Below are 17,137 nucleotides of genomic sequence, written 5' to 3' on the forward strand. Positions count from 1 at the left end.
CCGACCTGCGGGCCGTTGCCGTGGGTGATGATGATCTCGTTGCCCTGCTCGATAAGACCAAGGAGAGCGTGGGCGGTGTTGCTCACGGCCTCGATCTGCTCGACGGGGTTGTTGCCGAGGGCGTTGCCGCCGAGGGCGACGACAATACGATCGGGCTTGCCAAGAGGCTTAGACATTGCTGGAATCCTTTCTGTAAAAGGCCTACAACCCATTAATAACCCGCGTCCGTGCGATACGCGAGTTTATTAAGGTTTATATTCTCTTTATCGCTCATTTTATTCATTTTGAAAATACCTAAGCGGCGAACGGTCGATTTTACCCGCTCAGCGTAAAGAAGCCCAGTTCAGGCATATCTACGCCATTTACGTGCAACTTTATTTAAATAGAGCAGGGATTAGACCAGATTATGCAAACTATATCTTTGCTAAACACAAAACGGACAGCGCAATATCTTACTCGCACTATACGCGATTCTATACATTAATTTGACGAGTATGCACCCCTGCAAAAACATGGGGCTTTTCATCCAACATAAGGGATAGCCGATCGCGCTTCACCCCGCGGCAAGCGACTGCGAGTTCGCAGTATGGAACTTTACCGTCGGCTTCTGCATGAACGCTACCGACGCCCTTTCGCTCCTGCGCGCCCAAGCAGCCGAGAACGCTAACGGCGCCACTGTCAACCTGGCCACCCTCAACAACGGCGCCGCCAGCCTTTTCGCAAAGTACCGTGCTGGCTCGCTGGCTTTGAGGCCTAAGTGAGCTTTGCTATTTGCCAATTTTTGTATGATTTGGGTCAAATCTATTTGTCAATTTTTGTATGATTAGGGGCAAATCTATTTGCCAATTTTTGTCAATGAGGTGTTTTAATGCTACGCCGCAAAGTCACTGATAGGCTTTTGAGCTGGAAGAATAACTCCCATAAGGCCCTGCTTGTTACCGGTGCGCGTCAGATTGGCAAGAGCTATGCGATTCGCGCGTTTGGAAAGAGCAACTACGCTTCGTATTATGAGGTCAATCTGCTACTTGATGCCGAGGCAAGAGACGTACTTGTTGGCGCTAAGAACTCCATTGACTTCATCAACCGTGTGGCCCTTCTTGCGGATGCACCGCTTGTTGAAGGAGACACGCTTATCTTCGTCGATGAGATTCAGGAGTATCCGCAGATCGTTACACTTATGAAGGCGCTGGTCGAGGACGGACGCTTTAGCTATGTCTTCTCGGGGTCTATGCTTGGGACTGAGTTTAAGGGGATCTCTTCTTTTCCGGTAGGGTATGTCGAGCACATTGTTATGCGGCCGATGGATTTTGAAGAGTTTTGTTGGGCAAACAGCGTCAGCGAGAATGTGCTTGCAGACATCCGCAGCTGCCTTGTCGAGAGGCGTCCCGTCGAAAATTTTATTCATGAGGCGATGCTCAAAAACTTTAGAGCCTATATCGTTTGCGGCGGCATGCCGGAGGTCGTTCAGAACTATATCGATTCGGGCTATTCGCTCGTGAGAACGCGTGAGCTTCAAATTCAGCTAGTCGATCAGTACAAAAGCGATATCTCTAAATATGCATCGACTCGAGCGTTTAACGTTCGCTCCATTTTCGAGCAAATTCCCGTTCAGCTTGAGGCGGAGTCCCATCGCTTTATCGTCTCGTCTCTAGGCGAGGGAGCTCGTCTTCAAAAATACGAGCAGGATTTCCTATGGCTGGTGAACGCAGGCGTTGGATTGATGGTCCCCCAGGTGACGGAGGCACGAAGTCCTCTCAAGAGGACGGAGAAAACGACGGCCTTTAAACTATACGAGTCCGATACAGGTATGCTCGCATCGCGGTATCCCGGCAGCACGGCACGCGCCGTCTACCTTGACATGAAAACCCCCAACCTCGGCGGCCTCTATGAGAACGTGGTCGCACAGGAACTCGTTGCCCTCGGAGCAGATACGTGGTACTACCAAACGCGTGAGGTCGGTGAAGTCGACTTTGTAATCGAAGGTGCCCGCGGGCATGTTGTCCCAATCGAAGTCAAATCGGGCAAGAAAGTTCGAGCACATGCAGCCCTCGACCGTTTGATGAGTGTGGGCGAGTACAAAATTCCCGAGGCCGTTGTGCTGAGCCACGAAAACCTTTGCAAAGAGGGCAAGATCCTTTACGTTCCAATCTATATGACATTCTGTCTCGATGAGTTTATGGAAAAGGACGACCCCAACAACGATTTCTCGTTTGCACCCATATCTCTCTAGGTCATCTGAGTCCGCAAGCCAGCCCCCACGCCCAAAGTACTGCGCCTTTCGCGCCAAAGGCGCGAAACAGCACTGGGGCAGCAGAAGGCCACAATCAGCTAGCCCTCCATGCCCAAAGTGGCGCGTGGTTTCGCGGCCACGCCGCGAAACAGCGACCGGGACAAGGCACCCCCACAGCCACGTCCTTCATTCAGCCCCACAATCCGAGGACGTAGTCGTAGCAGGATCTGAGGGCTAACCTTCGCGGACACTCCGCAGGACGAAAGAACCCCCGCCGCACGTAGTGCGCAGCGGGGGTTCTTTCATGTCCGAGGACGTCCGCGAAGGTTAGCCCTCAGATCCTGCGGTGGGAGACCTAGGCCTCGTTGTACACCGTCTTGAGCTTCAACAGGTGAGCGTAGCGGTCCATAGCGGCCTGCTCGTTCTCCTTGAAGAGCTCCTCGGCGCGCTCGGGGAAGGAACGCGTCAGCGAAGCGTAACGGGCCTCGTTCATCAGGAACTCCTGATAACCGCCCGCGGGCTCCTTGGAATCGAGTGAGAACTTCTTGCCGGCAGCAGCCTCGGGGTTGAAGCGGAAGAGGTTCCAGTAACCGCACTCGACAGCCTTCTTCATCTCGGCCTGGCAGTTCTGCATGCCGCCCTTCTTGATGGAGTGCATCTCGCAGGGGCTGTAGCCGATGATGAGGGACGGGCCGTCGTAGGCCTCGGCCTCGTGGATGGCCTTGAGGGTCTGAGCCGGGTTGGCGCCCATGGCAACCTGTGCCACGTAGACGTAGCCGTAGCTCATGGCAATCTCGGCCAGAGACTTCTTCTTGGTCACCTTACCGGCGGCGGCGAACTGAGCGACCTGGCCCAAGTTCGAGGCCTTGGAGGCCTGACCACCGGTGTTGGAGTAAACCTCGGTGTCGAAGACGAAGACGTTGACGTTGTGGCCGGAAGCCAGGACGTGGTCCAGGCCACCGAAGCCGATGTCGTAGGCCCAGCCGTCGCCGCCGAAGATCCAGAAGGACTTCTTGGTGAGGTAAGCCTTGTCGGCGAGGATCGCCTTGGAAGCGTCGCAGCCGCACTTCTCGAGCTCGGCAACGTAGGCAGCGGCAGCGGTCTTGGAGGCCTCGGCGTCGTTGACGGAGTCGATCCAAGCCTGGCCGGCGGCCTTGAGCTCATCGGACGGACCATCGGCAGCGATGATGTCCTGGGTAGCGGCGATCAGCTTGTGCTGAACGGCCTCATAGCCAACGGCCATGCCCAGGCCGTGCTCGGCATTGTCCTCGAACAGGGAGTTGTTCCACGCCGGGCCGTGACCGTCCTTGTCCTTGCAGTAAGGAGCGGTGGCAGCGGGGTTGCCCCAAATGGAGGAGCAGCCGGTGGCGTTGGAAATGAACATGCGGTCGCCGGCGACCTGGGTCACCAGACGTGCATAGGCGGTCTCGGCGCAGCCGGCGCAGGAGCCGGAGAACTCCAGGTAGGGCTGCTTAAACTGGCTGCCCTTGACGTTGGCCGCGATGAGCTCCTTCTTCTCGGAGACGTTCTCGACCATGTAGTCCCAAACGGGCTGCTGGTCCATCTCCTGCTCGGTGGGAACCATCTCGAGGGCGCCCTTGGGGCAAACCTTGACGCAGTTGGTGCAACCCATGCAGTCGAGCGGGGACACAGCCATGGTGAACTTCATGCCCTTGGCCTTGGGGCCCATGGCGTCGAGCGTGCGGGTAGCCTCGGGCGCGGCGGCAGCCTCGTCCTCGGTCATCGCAAACGGACGGATGGTGGCATGCGGGCACACGTAGGCGCACTGGTTGCACTGGATGCACTTGGTCTCGTCCCAGTGGGGAACGACCACGGCGACGCCGCGCTTCTCGTATGCGGAGGCGCCCAGCTCAAACTGGCCGTCGGCGCAATCGACGAAGGCGGAAACAGGCAGGCTGTCGCCGTCCATGCGATCGATGGGCTCGAGCAGGTTCTTGACCTGCTGGGCGATAGCGGACTTGGTCTCCTCGGAGAGCTCGACGGGAGCGGCATCCTCGGCGGTAGCCCAGTCGGCCGGAACCTCGAACTTACGGAAGGCGGTAGCGCCGGCATCGATGGCCTTGTGGTTGGCGTCGACGATAGCCTGGCCCTTCTTCATGTAGGACTTGGTAGCCGCGTCCTTCATGTACTGCAGGGCGTCCTCGGCGGGCAGGACCTTGGCCAGCGCGAAGAAGGCGGACTGGAGCACCGTGTTGGTGCGCTTGCCCATGCCGACCTTGGCGGCCAGGTCGATAGCGTCAATCAGGTAGACGTTGACGTTGTTGTTCGCGATGTAGCGCTTGGCCACAGCGGGCATGTGCTCGGCGAACTCCTCGTCGCTCCACTGGCAGTTGACCAGGAAGGTACCGCCCGGCTTGACGTCGCGGACCATCTTGAAGCCCTTGACGATATAGCTGGGGTTGTGGCAAGCGACAAAGTCGGCCTTGGTCACGTAGTACGGCGAGCGGATCGGGGAATCACCAAAGCGCAGGTGCGAGACGGTGACGCCGCCGGTCTTCTTGGAGTCATACTGGAAGTAGGCCTGAACGTACTTGTCGGTGTGGTCGCCGATGATCTTGATCGAGTTCTTGTTGGCGCCGACGGTACCGTCGCCACCCAGACCCCAGAACTTGCACTCGATGGTGCCGGGGGCTGCGGTGTTGGGCGCATCCTCAGCCTCGGGCAGGCTCAGGTTGGTCACGTCATCGACGATGCCGATGGTGAACTCGCGCTTGGGCTCGTCCTTCTTGAGCTCCTCGAAGACAGCGAACGCGGACGCGGGAGGCGTGTCCTTGCTGCCCAGGCCGTAACGGCCGCCGACGACCTTGATACCCGTCTTGCCGGCCTCGTAGAGAGCGGAGACGACGTCCTGGTAGAGCGGCTCGCCGATGGAACCCGGCTCCTTGGTGCGGTCCATGACGGCAATCTTTTTGACGGTCTCGGGGAGAACGTCGACAAAGTGCTTGATGGAGAACGGACGGAACAGGCGAACCTTGACCAGGCCGACCTTCTCGCCATGAGCGTTGAGGTAGTCGATGACTTCCTCGAGCACGTCGCAGAAGGAGCCCATGCACACGACGACGCGATCGGCATCGGGAGCGCCGTAGTAGTTGAACAGGCCGTAATCGGTGCCGAGCTTCTCGTTGATCTTCTTCATGTAGCCCTCGACGACGGCGGGAAGCTCGTCGTAGACCTTGTTGCAGGCCTCACGGTTCTGGAAGAAGATATCGCCGTTCTCGTGGCTGCCGCGGGTGTGCGGGTGCTCAGGGTTGAGCGCGTGGTCGCGGAAAGCCTGGACGGCGTCCATGTCGCACATCTCGGCCAGATCCTTGTAGTCCCACATGGCGACCTTCTGGATCTCGTGGCTGGTGCGGAAGCCGTCGAAGAAGTTAAGGAACGGGGTCTTACCCTCGATGGCGGCAAGGTGAGCCACCGGCGAGAGGTCCATGACCTCCTGGACGTTGCCCTCGGCGAGCATGGCGAAACCGGTCTGGCGGCAGGCCATGACGTCGGAGTGATCGCCAAAGATGTTCAGGGCGTGGGAAGCGACGCAACGCGCGGAGACGTGGAAGACGCCCGGGAGCTGCTCGCCCGCGATCTTGTACATGTTCGGGATCATCAGGAGCAGACCCTGAGAAGCCGTGTAGGTGGTGGTCAGAGCACCGGCGCCCAGCGAACCGTGAACGGTACCGGCTGCACCTGCCTCGGACTCCATCTCGACGACCTTGACCGGGGTGCCGAAGATATTCTTGCGACCCTGGGCCGCCCACTGGTCGACATGGTCGGCCATCGGGCTGGACGGCGTAATGGGATAGATTCCCGCTACCTCGGTGTACGCATACGAAACATATGCGGCCGCCTCGTTGCCGTCCATAGACTTAAACTTACGCGCCATATACCCCTCTCCTCTCATATAGGTATACAGGCCCCGGCGATCGCCGGGATGTTGGCGTGATGGGATTTTCGCTGTTGCTTCCAATCATCTGGCAGGCAGGCTCAGCAGCAGGTACATGGCGTGGAGAGAAGGCATGCCGAGGCGAGGAGGGCTGCACGCGCTCCACAAGCCCAGCTACCCGTCTTGCACATGACCGAGCGCCGCAAAGGCCGCATGCCGGATGCTCCCGGGCACGCCCCGGCGATGGGAAGCGCCCGCAACGGAAATCCGCATGCGGGTTTATTGTACCCCGCCGTCAAGTGTAATTTCGGCAAATATAGGCGGGCGGTAAAGGTTTACCTTGGGTGACCATCAAGGGCAAAATTGATCCTTCCGTCACCGAGGGACCAAATGGCAGCTGCGGTGAAATAGGAACTGTTTTTGCCGGCCGTAGCCTTAAACAGCCCCTATTTCACCGCAACTTATTTAGGAGATGAGTCAGAGGGCGCCGAGGAGGATGGCGTAGGTTGTGGATTCTCCGAGCTTGAGCTCGTCACCGGGGTTGAGCTGGGCGGAGCGGCCGGGCTCGACCTGGGTGCAGACGTTCGTCGCGTCGTTTACCACCACGGTTCCGTTGGTGGACGACAGGTCCTCAACGTACCAGACATTTTGGTCATCGCACCACACGTGGGCATGGCGAGCCGAAACGTCATCGCCCACATCGGTGATGCCGCCCTCCCCCGTTGCCAGCGCCCCGATCTCGACGCCTTCCTCACTCGGCTGAATCCAGCGCGGGACGCTCACCGCGTAGCCGTTTTGCACGCGCAGCAGTCCCAGCGGATGCGCCGGCGCGACCTCGTGCTCGCCCGACTTGGAACCAAGGCGGGCGTGAGAGCAAACGGCATAGGGAACGAATCTTGCGGATGTACTCCTCGACGTCAGGCAGGTAAGCCCCACGAAGTCACCGGGGAGGCCCAAGCGGCCCGGCACCACTTCCAGATTCTGACCAGGGCGAGTCGTTCGCCGGTGGCTGAAGGCTCGCTCCCACCCAAAAGGGGAGATTCGCGTTGTTCCCCAATCGCTCTCGCATCTTTCATTTTGCTCGAGGTGGGCTATAAAAACTTTCCTGGTGAAAGGCGGCGATTGGTTTCCTTTCTTTCTAGAGGAGCGCGCCTGTAATCTGTTTTCATCCTAAATCAAGTTGAGATCGGACCTTCCAGAGGCAAGTCGACTCAAACTGCGAGGCTCCATGTTGGAATAAAGAGCGCTGTCGAAGTGCCAACAACACAAAGCTTGCCAGTCTCAAATAGAACCTTTTGGGAGTCCGATTGGGCCGCACACCGAATCCCCGCTGGTGGTTTTTTATAGCTGCGTAACAATAAACAAGGTTAGTGCCAGTCCAGCATGAAATTGAGGAACGTATGCATTTTTTCTCAGTAAGTGATCGTCGTTACTGCTTCGATGAGGTCACTCGCAATTGCTTTCAGGTTGACCAAGCATCAGAAGATGCGCTTCGCATATTTGAAGCATCGGGAAGAACGGTCAACTCGAAGTTGCTAACAAAGTCACTTGCTGCGAAAGGCTACGACCAAACGACCATAGCAGAACTTGAAGACGACATTGATGAGTATCAACGATTGTCTGAGCGGACTTTCTTAACAAAAGACACGCCTCGAAAACTTAGATCCATCGAACTCCACGTTTCACATGCATGCAACCTTGGTTGTAGTTACTGTTTTGCCGGTAAAGGAGATTATGGAACGTCTCCTCTGCTGATGACAGACGAGATAGCCTTCAAGGCGGTCGACTACCTCGTCGCAAGTTCATCGGAAAACGAAACGCTTGCGATCGTCTTTTTTGGTGGGGAACCCATGATTAACGAGCCGCTGATATGGAAAACGGTCGACTATTCAAAAAGAATATACCCCAATAGAAACTTTACCTATTCTATTACGACCAACGGAACGCTTTTGAATGACACTGCTGTGAATTCTTTCAAGGAGCACGGGTTTTCTGTTCTGATTAGTCTCGATGGTACAGGATGCAAGCACGATGCATCGCGCCCGTACAAGACGGGAGGCGGCTCTTTCTCCGATATCGACAAAAACGTTCGTCGTTTTTCCGAGTCGTTCCCCTTCGGCGCAAGAGCGACCTTAACAAATAATAACTGTAACCTTGTTGAAGACTATCTTCAGTTTAAAGAGATGGGCTTCAGAAGGATTTACTTCTCGCCCGTGAGCTCATTCGATGAGAATATCAAACTCGACGAACACTCATTAAACAAAATCAGGGCGGGCCTAATAGATTTGGCGGATCAATATCTCAAACAGATTGATCAAGGGGAAAAGCCCTTGTTTAGAACATTGAAAACTGCAGTTGATTTGATTATGAGCAACAGGATCGCCTTTGTCGGATGCGGGGCTGGCAGGCGTTTTATTTCCGTGACTCCCGAAGGGGACGTATACCCCTGTCACAGGTTTGTCGGGATGATGCGATTCAAAATGGGCAACATCGTCACCGGAATTGACGAAACTAGGTATATTGAAAACTGGAGTCAGGGTGTCGAAAAAAGAATTGACTGTACGGACTGTTGGGCTCGGTCTTTCTGTGGTGGGGGCTGTAGCTGGGAGGCTGCAGACGAGCACGGCTACTTGCCCAAGAGTCTACACCCTGCATCATGTGAATATAGAAAGATGTGCTACGAGATGGCTTTTGACCTTATTTCCCGCCACTCATCTTCGCAGGAGAAAAATCAACGAGAAGCTACTGTATCGGAATAAGCGGTTCAGCGCATTGCTGTCACCATTGTGGAGGTGTTCGTTCTTCTGATTACCGTCTGCGAAGCTTATTGCTACGTTCGCCGAAACCATTCTAGAAATATGGTGAACTAGACATCTTGGTTTGTTATACACAATATTGAGGTTTTTCTGCACTCAAAGGGAGGTAGTCGTGAAGCATATTCATCCGATTAATCCAGGAAGTGGCGACGAGGCAGGCGTGAAGCCGATGTCTTTTGACTGCCTCTTGGGCATTACTGACATCTGTACTGTTTATGATAAAGCAGATGGCTGTGGTGCATACGATTACTGCGACTATGACATGGATGGCGGCAGCATCTGCGTTGTAGATCACTGTGGCATTGATCAAACGTAGTCTCTAATTGGATTAAGGTGAGGAGCTGTTATGAAGCATATCCATCCTGTTGGTTCAAATGAACATCCTCCCGTTGAGCCTTGTTGTCTTGGAGTTGATATATGCAATTTTTACGACATCGCCGAGTGCCCTGTTGCGGATTGGTGCTATGTCGATAAAGAATCAAGCTGTGTTTTGCCAGCAGATTGGTGCGATCCAGTTGACGAGTAGTTTTGTGGCTAGGGACTATTTGGTCCAATTCAGAATAAGATGGGAACAAATACCAAAATCTCGTGTCTGGGAGGAGTTATGCCATTATTGCAAGGTCTCGTTGGATTAGCCTTTATACTTGCGTTATATCTGGCACCTTTTTTAATTCTATTCTTCATTATCCGACTCTTTCTTCGGAGAAAATAGGAGTGTCACGCAAACATTAGCGTAGCTTTCTTCCAATATGAGCCGAGCATTGGCAAGTGGAATAAGAAGCCCGACCGTTCGCCACATGAAAGTGATCGGACGGGCTTCTCTATTTAACCCGGGCCGCCACCCATAGCGGCTTTCCAAGCGTATTCTCAGTGCAAAGCAATCGTCAGTTTAATCCTATGCGCTGATACCGCATTTCATTTTTCGGCTCGAATTCTACGGCCTGGCAACCCTCGCACTCTCCGGCAAATGGATTGAACGCGAAGGCAGAGATGATGTGTGCGTGGACATCGAGGCTGCTGTAGGCAACATACTGGGACATGGACCCCCGCTGCGCGTGGTATGCGGCCCGGCATATTCATTGCCGTCCAACCCCGTGTAGTTGCAGCAAAGGGTGGAACCTCAATGCTCAGCTCATGTTGTCCGTGGGACACGAGAATCGTAAGTACACTTTGGTGCGATTCTCACGCTGATACTGAGCCACCTGGAATAAGATACGTCGCGACAACACTTCGCTTCACCTCTGTCTCGACAAGATGACGTAGACTAAAGTTTCCTTTAGTAAGAGAACGAGAACTATATCTGAAAGCGTTGCGATGGCGTGAAGGCACCGAGTCCGAACCGCCTGAATGCTCCGTGCATCTGCATCGCCTTTTTGTTATCTCTGCCAGTTGGGTAGCACTACACTTGTCATCATTTACCCTGGTACATGCTGCCTAAATCCACTACCTCTTCTACCGCGCCGACCATCTCGTCATCGTGAGAGACAACGATGATCAGCTGGCTTTGCTTGTTGCGCTTAACATAGGCCGCAAGCTCGGCGCGGCTTACAGCGTCTAACCCAGTCGTGGGCTCGTCGAGTACCAAAACTGACGACTTGCGTGAAATCGCCGACCATAAGTACACTCGGCGCAGCTCACCGCCCGAAAGCGCGGAGCAACGTTTCCCGAGCAACTCCTTCACGCTGTTTTCCAGCGAAAGTAGGCCATCTACACCCCGGTGATAGGAAGAAAAGGGCGTGTCGAAATACTCTAACAGCTCTTTCACCGTTTCGTCCGGCGCGAAGCACGACTGTGGGCAGCACGATATCTCTCTCGCACGTATGTAATCCAAGTCGCATTCTTCGATTGGCACGCCGTTGTATTTTACTTTGCCTTTCGATGAGTATAGCCCGAGCATCAAGTAAAGAAGTGACGTCTTGCCTCTTCCGTTTTCCCCAACTATGCAATATGTACCAGGACCGGAAAACTTGAAAGAAAACCCGCCGAGGACCTCTCGGACAGATCCGTCTGGAAGGGCAACCGAGAATTCCAAATCAGATACCGAAATGTCATTTATTTCATCGAGTTTAGCTAAATCGGTCCGATTCCACCCCGATCTCTCCTTTTCTCTCGTCGCGATAGCCGTCCTATCCCATGATGCTTTGGCATCTTGATAGGATTTGAACAATGACATCATACTTTTCAAAGTCTTAAAGAGAACCGCGAAGTATGTACCGATGATAGTGTACTCGCCTATTGACATAGTTCCGTTAATGATTCGTACTCCGGAAACAACAAGTATCACCGCTTGAAACAACGCTGCGAAAAGACCATCGAGCGATGTCAGAGAATATGATAGCTTTCCGGAGCGCAAAACTTTGGGAAAATAGCTCTTAAACCCAGCGTCGAGCGCTTGTTCGCTCTTGCCGTACGAAGATGTCAGTTGAATGTTGAGAATCTGATTAAGCTGCGATGCAATTGCGGCGTAAAAGGCGCTGTCCGCCTCTTTCTTCTCATACGTGACCCTATACAAAAGTTTCCTCAACCCAGTAATTACACAGAAATACACGATGAGGAGAATGATGGAAAACACCGCGAGAGTTGAATCAATTGACCATATGATAAGCAATACGATGGGAATGGCTACAATGGACAGCGGCGCACTGATAAAATTCGCCAAAACGAAGGATGAGACCACGCTGGAGTCGGAAATAATCCGTTGCGTTGTATAGGCTGGATCGATGGTCCGACTCACCAAGTAATCGTCTCTTTCAAAACGCAAGACGGCCTCCCTGAGAAGATCAAAGGAAAGTCTCGTGGTTATGCGAATGGAAAGTGTTCCTGCAAAATAAGTAAAGAGGGTGGAGAAAACTCCTATTGACGCAACCAGGAGCGCGAAGAGTACGGCGTCTCTTTCGCTGCGGTTACCGAGAAGAAAATCTAAGAATTTCCCGTTCACGTATGGCATGGCATAGGAGAGAGCGGTTCCAATCACCGTGATAGCAATGAAGACGAAAGCCCCTTTTGCTCTGATGAACCTCGAGAGAACGCATCGAATCAAGGAAGGCCCCAATCTACCCGCCACAAAACATCAATCACTGATACCTTACACCTCAACACAACAGGAGCGAAGATTTGCCAATGAGACTGCTTTAAGATTGCCTTGGGCCAATACGATCTCAAGCTCTTCCTACAAGAGAGTCGGAATCGGACATCTCCTCCGACGAACCTGGCAATCGGGCGGTTGAAATATCTTTTTCAACCGCCCGATTGCCACAATAGATTTGAGCATCCGCCCACAAACGTCCGCGTTTTATACCCATCAAATCCTTTGCCTTTTGTCGTCTAGACTAGAAAAATCGCTCGAAATAACGCAACCGGCCTGCTCGCTTGAAGAAACCTAAGCCCGTAACGTAGATGTGCAAACTTCCGAAACGCCTTGCGCGGCATAGTGCGTATAAACTTCGTCAACCGCCTCAGAAATATCTGAGTATCGCGCCGGGTCAAAAGCATACGATGTCGCAGCTATACCCTGCACCCATTCGGAACGCGGATTAATTGAATAGCCACACAGCATCATCATACATGCATCTAGACCTGATTTCCCAAGTATCCGACGTATTGATGAGAGCATCGCGGGTCGCCCCCGCACCATCGTCGTCACCCCTATTAGCAGTATTTACCGTTTTTCTCTAAATGCGTATCGCCACCCTTAAGAATACGAAGTGTTTTATCCAGACCCGATTGTCCTCCATCTCAAACGAAGGGATAAGGAATCTCATCCGGAATCGGCAGTAACGGAGGATTCACAACGACAAGCGAAAAACATGAGTCATCTCTCAGAGGGGAGTAAAGGCTCCCCTCAAGCACCCTAGTTTCGTCATCCAAAGAGTTGATGGCAGTGTTTTTCTTACAAAGGTCGACAACAAAAGGGTTGATTTCTACAGATGTTACATCCATGCCACAGTTGGTAAGTATCAGGCCCTGTATTCTGGGGCCAGAACACAAATCGAGAGCCTTCCGTGCGCTCTGCGGTGTAAGGCGCCAATCTCAGCAAATCTGTCCCACAATACTGCGCTGAAGAACAACACGGAACCCCTGAGCCAAACTCCCCTATACCTTATTAAGGCTAAGACAGGCAAGTTCACGCACCCGGCATATTCCAGAATAACATCCTATTGTTTTAGATGCTCTACAAGCATGAACAGCCGCGAATCGGAAAGATCTTCTAGTTTCGCCCCGACTGACCGCCAAGGGCCAAAATGGCCTCTCCATCCCCAGGCGACCGGCTCTGGCGCGCCGAGGAGTGTCCCCAAGTGCCGGCAGAAAAGGAACGTCCTTAACTGCCGGCTAGAGGGCACCGAAGAGGATGGCATAGGTAGTGGATTCGCCGAGCTTGAGCTCGTCGCCGGGATTGAGCTGGGCGGAACGGCCGGGCTCGACCTGAATGCAAACGCGCGTGGCCCCGTTTACCACCACGGTTCCGTTGGTGGACGACAAGTCCTCGACGTGCCAGATATTTTGAGCATCGCACCAGATATGGGCATGGCGGGCCGAGACATCGTCGCCGACGTCGGTAATATCGCCCTCACCAGTGGCCAGCGCGCCAATCTCAACACCCTGCTCACTCGGCTGAATCCAGCGCGGGGCGCTCACGACAAAACTGTTTTGCACGCGCAGCAAGCCCAAAGGGTGCGCCGGGGCGGGTTCGCGTTCGCCCGCAGTCAGCGACATGCCAAGCGAACGCGGCGTGGATGTGCCTCCGCCGCAGGTCGCGTTCGCGTAGTCGATGGCATAGTTCACCGAGGACCGCACATCCGCCGAACAACCGACGGCGACAAACAGCACCAGCACGACCTCGGCGCGCTCGGCGGGCATGAGTTCCGCCGCCTGGGACAGGCGATCGAGCGCGTTGCGATAGAGATTCGTGTCCTGGTGGCACTCTTCGAGCGCGCGTACCATCGGTTCACCTGCAGGACCGCACACCATATTGATTACAGCCGTGGAGTCCATGGGATTGCGCTGGCGCAGGGCCAGTTGCGACATAATACGCGCAGCCGAGGTACCGTATTCGGCAAAGTAGCGCTGCTGAAGCGTGCCGACCGGCGCGCGAACGATAAAGCGGGAAACCCAAGAGCGATCGGCGGCTCGGCTCTGCGGGCTGCGGCCGTCGGCGAGCGGACGGGACGAAAGCACCAAGCCGCACAGCTCGATATGGCTCAGATGCGCTGCGCGCTTAAAGATGTCAAACATGGCCCCGCATGGGGTGAGCTCAACTTGAGATGCCATGACCTAGGCCTCCTTGGTCGTAGAAATAGAATCGGACGATACTTCGACAGGTCCGCCAAAAGAACGGACAGCTGCGGCTCCACCGGCAAGCGGAGTCGCCATCTGGGCTTTTGTGCGTCGCGGTGCCGAAACGGGAAGTTCAAAGGCAAAGCCCATCGCAAGCAAAAACCACGTAAGCGTATAGGTTGCAACCAGAGCGGCAACAAGGCCGCCCATCACGGCGCGTTGGGAAAATACGCTACATGCAGCCACAACCAGCACCGGAACCTCGCAGGCAGAAAGCGCAAGCACACCCTGCAGGAAGCCCGAGCGCCGATCGCGCGCAAGTGCCCCCGCGGCAACGCCGGCTATGCCTGGCAGCGCCAACGCCAGTGCGGCAATAATACCCGGTAGCGACCCAGACCACACGAGCGATCCCAAAGTCGCCGTCACGCGAGCGCCCGACGCCAGCAGCGCGGCCGAAACCACGACCACAGCCCAAACCACGCCACAGACGACCGTCGCGCCGACCATCAGCGCGCGACGAACCGCGCGGCCAGACGCATCCATGGGGCACGGCGTGAGCGGCTCGCCGCGGAGCGAACGACCGACATTTTGCGCATAGTGGTCACAAAACGCCGAGAGCGCCGCCTCGACCGCCGCCGGCTCGGGACGATCTTTTTGATGGCTGGACAGACAGGCCATCACCACGTCGAACAGCTGGGCATCGACAAACGCCAGCGCATCGCGTAGCTCCTCGGAATCCGGCTCAAGCCCCAGCTGCTGGGCCTGCTCGGCCGCAGCGAGCGCCACATCGGGCTCACGACGAAGCAGCTGAGTCAAATCGCAACCGGGCGCATGGGCACCAATGGGATAGTCGGGCAGCGTGTCCATCTTGAGACGGTAGGGGCTGGCGATGTCGCGCGTCTTTTTGCGCGAACCCGAGGTGCCCGAAGTGCTCGGCGCGGCTTCGTATGGCGCGGCGCCGGCAATGAGCTCGTAAACCGTGCTTGCTGCGGCATAGACGTCGATCGCCGGCGACATACGCAAAGCGCGCAGGTCGGGAATATCGTCGGTGAGCATCTCGGGCGGGGCATAGGCAACCGTCGCGCGACGCAGCGTGGCATAGCGCTCCGTAAACGACGCCTTGCCGCCGGTACCGGCCACGGCCGACGCAGGCTCAAGCGCCAGCGACGAGCCAAAGTCGATCAGGCACAGGTCAAAGGTGCCCTCGGCAAGCTGCCGGTCAAGCGGTAGACGCGCCGTACGCACCATAATATTAGCGGGCGAGATATCGCGGTGGGCAAAGCCCTCGCCCACCAGGCTCATACGGCAGAGCAGATCGAACAGGTCGCGACCCAGACGCGCCGCCACAAGCGGCGATAGGCGGCCGGCATCGTCCACGGCAAAGCGCGAGCGCAAGCGGGCGAGCGTCTCGCCCTCGACCCATTCCATGACAATTGCAGGCACACCGTCGACCTCGCCCCAGCCATAGAGGCGGGGAAAGCCCTTAAGGCCCGAAAGGGCGCGATGGCATTCGTATTCCTCGCGAAACGCCGCTTTGAACTTGGCGACCAGCGCCTCATGGGCGGCGGCATCGTCAAACTCATCGCACGTTGGCAAGATGAGCTGCTTGAGTGCCACGGCCTCGCCTTGGGCGTTGACGGCACGCGTCACGCGGCCGATACCGCCACGGCGCATGGTGGCATCGTCGGCAAACAGTATCGTAAAACGACGCAGATAGGCAGGCAGTTCGTCCTGACCGAGCGCAATGGCCGGCTCAAACCCGTCGACACGCGCCAGGCGCAGGCCGACCATGGGATCGCGACCGAGCGATTGTGGTGTGGTGGATGCAAGATCGGTCATCATAGGGCAAGCGCCGCCACGTTATTGTTGAAGTTACCGAGCGCGACGTCATCATCGCCGTAATGGCCGACCCATTGACATAGGTTGGTGTAACAGCCCCACAGATTGGCATACTGCTGATACCACTTTGACCGGGGCGAGAATGTCTGACGACCGAACTCGGCTCGAATGACAAACATCTCCCCGACCAGGCTGTCGCACGGCCTGGGATCTCCCGTAGAGTTATAGGTCGAGACCACGTCATTGGCACGAGAAACATAGCCGTCGAGCATGTTGTACTTGGTCACAAGCCAGCTGTGAATGCTCTCTTCCTCAGCAGCGGAAAGGCCACCGGAGTTTGCATCGTTGTCAGTGTTGCCGCCCGTCGAGCCGCCGTTTCCAGACCCTCCGGCAGAGGAACCCGACCCAGAGCCACCGCCCGAACTCGACGAATCCGAGCCGGAGCCAGAAGTATCCGAGCTACCGGGCTTTCCGGACTGCTGGGCGTCCTGCTCCTTCTGCTGCTCGACCTTATTCACCGTTGCCGCCACGCTATTGTTGGACAACCGATCGATGATCTTGGTGTTGGTGAGCACGATGGTTTTGCCATTGGCAAGCGTGACTTCGTTGTCCGGGGCCTCGGCGCCGTCCGCGTCGCCGGTGCCAAACACAATATGCGCGACCACACTTGCCCAAGCATATCCAGTCGTGGTCCCCAGGTCACTTTTGACCTCATGCCCCACGCGCGGTTCGCGTGCGGCATGTGCCTGCATCATGGACGGCACGGTCATGCCATAGGCAGAAACGCCAGCTATGACCAGCACCAGCGAGCAAGACAGCAGTGCGTACGCCCGCGGCGCCAAGCCCAGTCGGCGTCGCATGCGCACCGCGGCGCCGCGCTTTGTCTGAGTGCCACCGGGCCGCATGCGTTCTCCTCCAACAAAAACACGCCGCTCGGGAGCGGCGCATTCATTCGAATCCATATTTGAGTGTATCAGCGAACCCAAAAGGTTGCGCAACGAATGGGCAAATTAAGGATGCGAGTGGAAGCATCCATGCGATAAGCGGATACAAAGCATCTTTGTTGCACAACAAACTTACAGT

11 protein-coding genes and 2 pseudogenes are annotated in these 17,137 nt (G+C 55.8%); 5 read left to right on the forward strand and 8 right to left on the reverse strand.

Going from position 1 to position 17,137, the window contains the following annotated elements:
* Nucleotides 1–176: pseudogene (locus DWV32_RS08850) on the reverse strand (carbamate kinase); the annotation flags it as partial.
* A gap of 435 nt (nucleotides 177–611) precedes the next feature.
* Between DWV32_RS08850 and DWV32_RS10245 the strand changes: the two are divergent.
* Nucleotides 612–761 carry a hypothetical protein gene (locus tag DWV32_RS10245; protein ID WP_158549138.1) on the forward strand — a complete coding sequence of 50 codons (150 nt, stop codon included), beginning with the start codon at nucleotides 612–614 and terminating at the stop codon, nucleotides 759–761.
* A 107-nt stretch (nucleotides 762–868) separates the two neighbouring features.
* Nucleotides 869–2,230 carry an ATP-binding protein gene (locus DWV32_RS08855; protein ID WP_117634440.1) on the forward strand — a complete coding sequence of 454 codons (1,362 nt, stop codon included), beginning with the start codon at nucleotides 869–871 and terminating at the stop codon, nucleotides 2,228–2,230.
* A 355-nt stretch (nucleotides 2,231–2,585) separates the two neighbouring features.
* On the opposite strand, the gene nifJ is transcribed toward DWV32_RS08855, so the two are convergent.
* Both nifJ and DWV32_RS08865 read right to left on the reverse strand, forming a co-directional pair.
* Nucleotides 2,586–6,125, reverse strand: a complete 3,540-nt coding sequence (gene nifJ / locus DWV32_RS08860) for a pyruvate:ferredoxin (flavodoxin) oxidoreductase (protein ID WP_117757919.1) — start codon at nucleotides 6,123–6,125, stop codon at nucleotides 2,586–2,588.
* 477 nt (nucleotides 6,126–6,602) lie between these two features.
* A complete protein-coding gene (locus DWV32_RS08865; RefSeq protein WP_187361855.1) occupies nucleotides 6,603–7,082 on the reverse strand; it encodes an FHA domain-containing protein in 480 nt (159 codons plus the stop codon).
* A 443-nt stretch (nucleotides 7,083–7,525) separates the two neighbouring features.
* On the opposite strand from DWV32_RS08865, the gene DWV32_RS08870 reads away from it, so the two are divergent.
* From DWV32_RS08870 to DWV32_RS10160, 3 genes are all read left to right on the forward strand, one after another.
* A complete protein-coding gene (locus tag DWV32_RS08870) occupies nucleotides 7,526–8,884 on the forward strand; it encodes a radical SAM/SPASM domain-containing protein (RefSeq protein WP_082421808.1) in 1,359 nt (452 codons plus the stop codon).
* A gap of 169 nt (nucleotides 8,885–9,053) precedes the next feature.
* On the forward strand, nucleotides 9,054–9,257 hold the full coding sequence (locus DWV32_RS10155) for a hypothetical protein (protein WP_124785779.1): 204 nt from the start codon (nucleotides 9,054–9,056) through the stop codon (nucleotides 9,255–9,257).
* A gap of 30 nt (nucleotides 9,258–9,287) precedes the next feature.
* A complete protein-coding gene (locus tag DWV32_RS10160) occupies nucleotides 9,288–9,467 on the forward strand; it encodes a hypothetical protein (RefSeq protein WP_147324165.1) in 180 nt (59 codons plus the stop codon).
* An 885-nt stretch (nucleotides 9,468–10,352) separates the two neighbouring features.
* Here the strand turns inward: DWV32_RS10160 and DWV32_RS08880 are convergent.
* From DWV32_RS08880 to DWV32_RS08900, 5 genes and pseudogenes are all read right to left on the reverse strand, one after another.
* Nucleotides 10,353–11,981: an ABC transporter ATP-binding protein gene (locus DWV32_RS08880; protein WP_117757921.1), complete on the reverse strand. Its 1,629-nt coding sequence runs from the start codon at nucleotides 11,979–11,981 to the stop codon at nucleotides 10,353–10,355.
* Nucleotides 11,982–12,676: 695 nt separating this feature from the next.
* Nucleotides 12,677–12,943, reverse strand: a pseudogene (locus DWV32_RS10560) (methyltransferase); the annotation flags it as partial.
* Nucleotides 12,944–13,270: 327 nt separating this feature from the next.
* Entirely contained in the window at nucleotides 13,271–14,209 is a 939-nt protein-coding gene (locus DWV32_RS08890) for an FHA domain-containing protein (protein ID WP_117584186.1), read from the reverse strand.
* Nucleotides 14,210–14,212: 3 nt separating this feature from the next.
* Complete coding sequence (locus DWV32_RS08895) at nucleotides 14,213–16,057, reverse strand: hypothetical protein (RefSeq protein ID WP_117757922.1); 1,845 nt, start codon at nucleotides 16,055–16,057, stop codon at nucleotides 14,213–14,215.
* The gene (locus tag DWV32_RS08900) at nucleotides 16,054–16,959 is read right to left on the reverse strand and encodes a hypothetical protein (protein ID WP_117564927.1); all 906 of its coding nucleotides are present in this window, start codon (nucleotides 16,957–16,959) and stop codon (nucleotides 16,054–16,056) included. The genes DWV32_RS08895 and DWV32_RS08900 overlap by 4 nt, the downstream gene beginning before the upstream one ends.
* Nucleotides 16,960–17,137 lie beyond the last annotated feature (178 nt).

This window comes from Collinsella sp. AF04-24 (assembly GCF_003465685.1).
Taxonomy (GTDB): Bacteria; Actinomycetota; Coriobacteriia; order Coriobacteriales; family Coriobacteriaceae; genus Collinsella; species Collinsella aerofaciens_AP.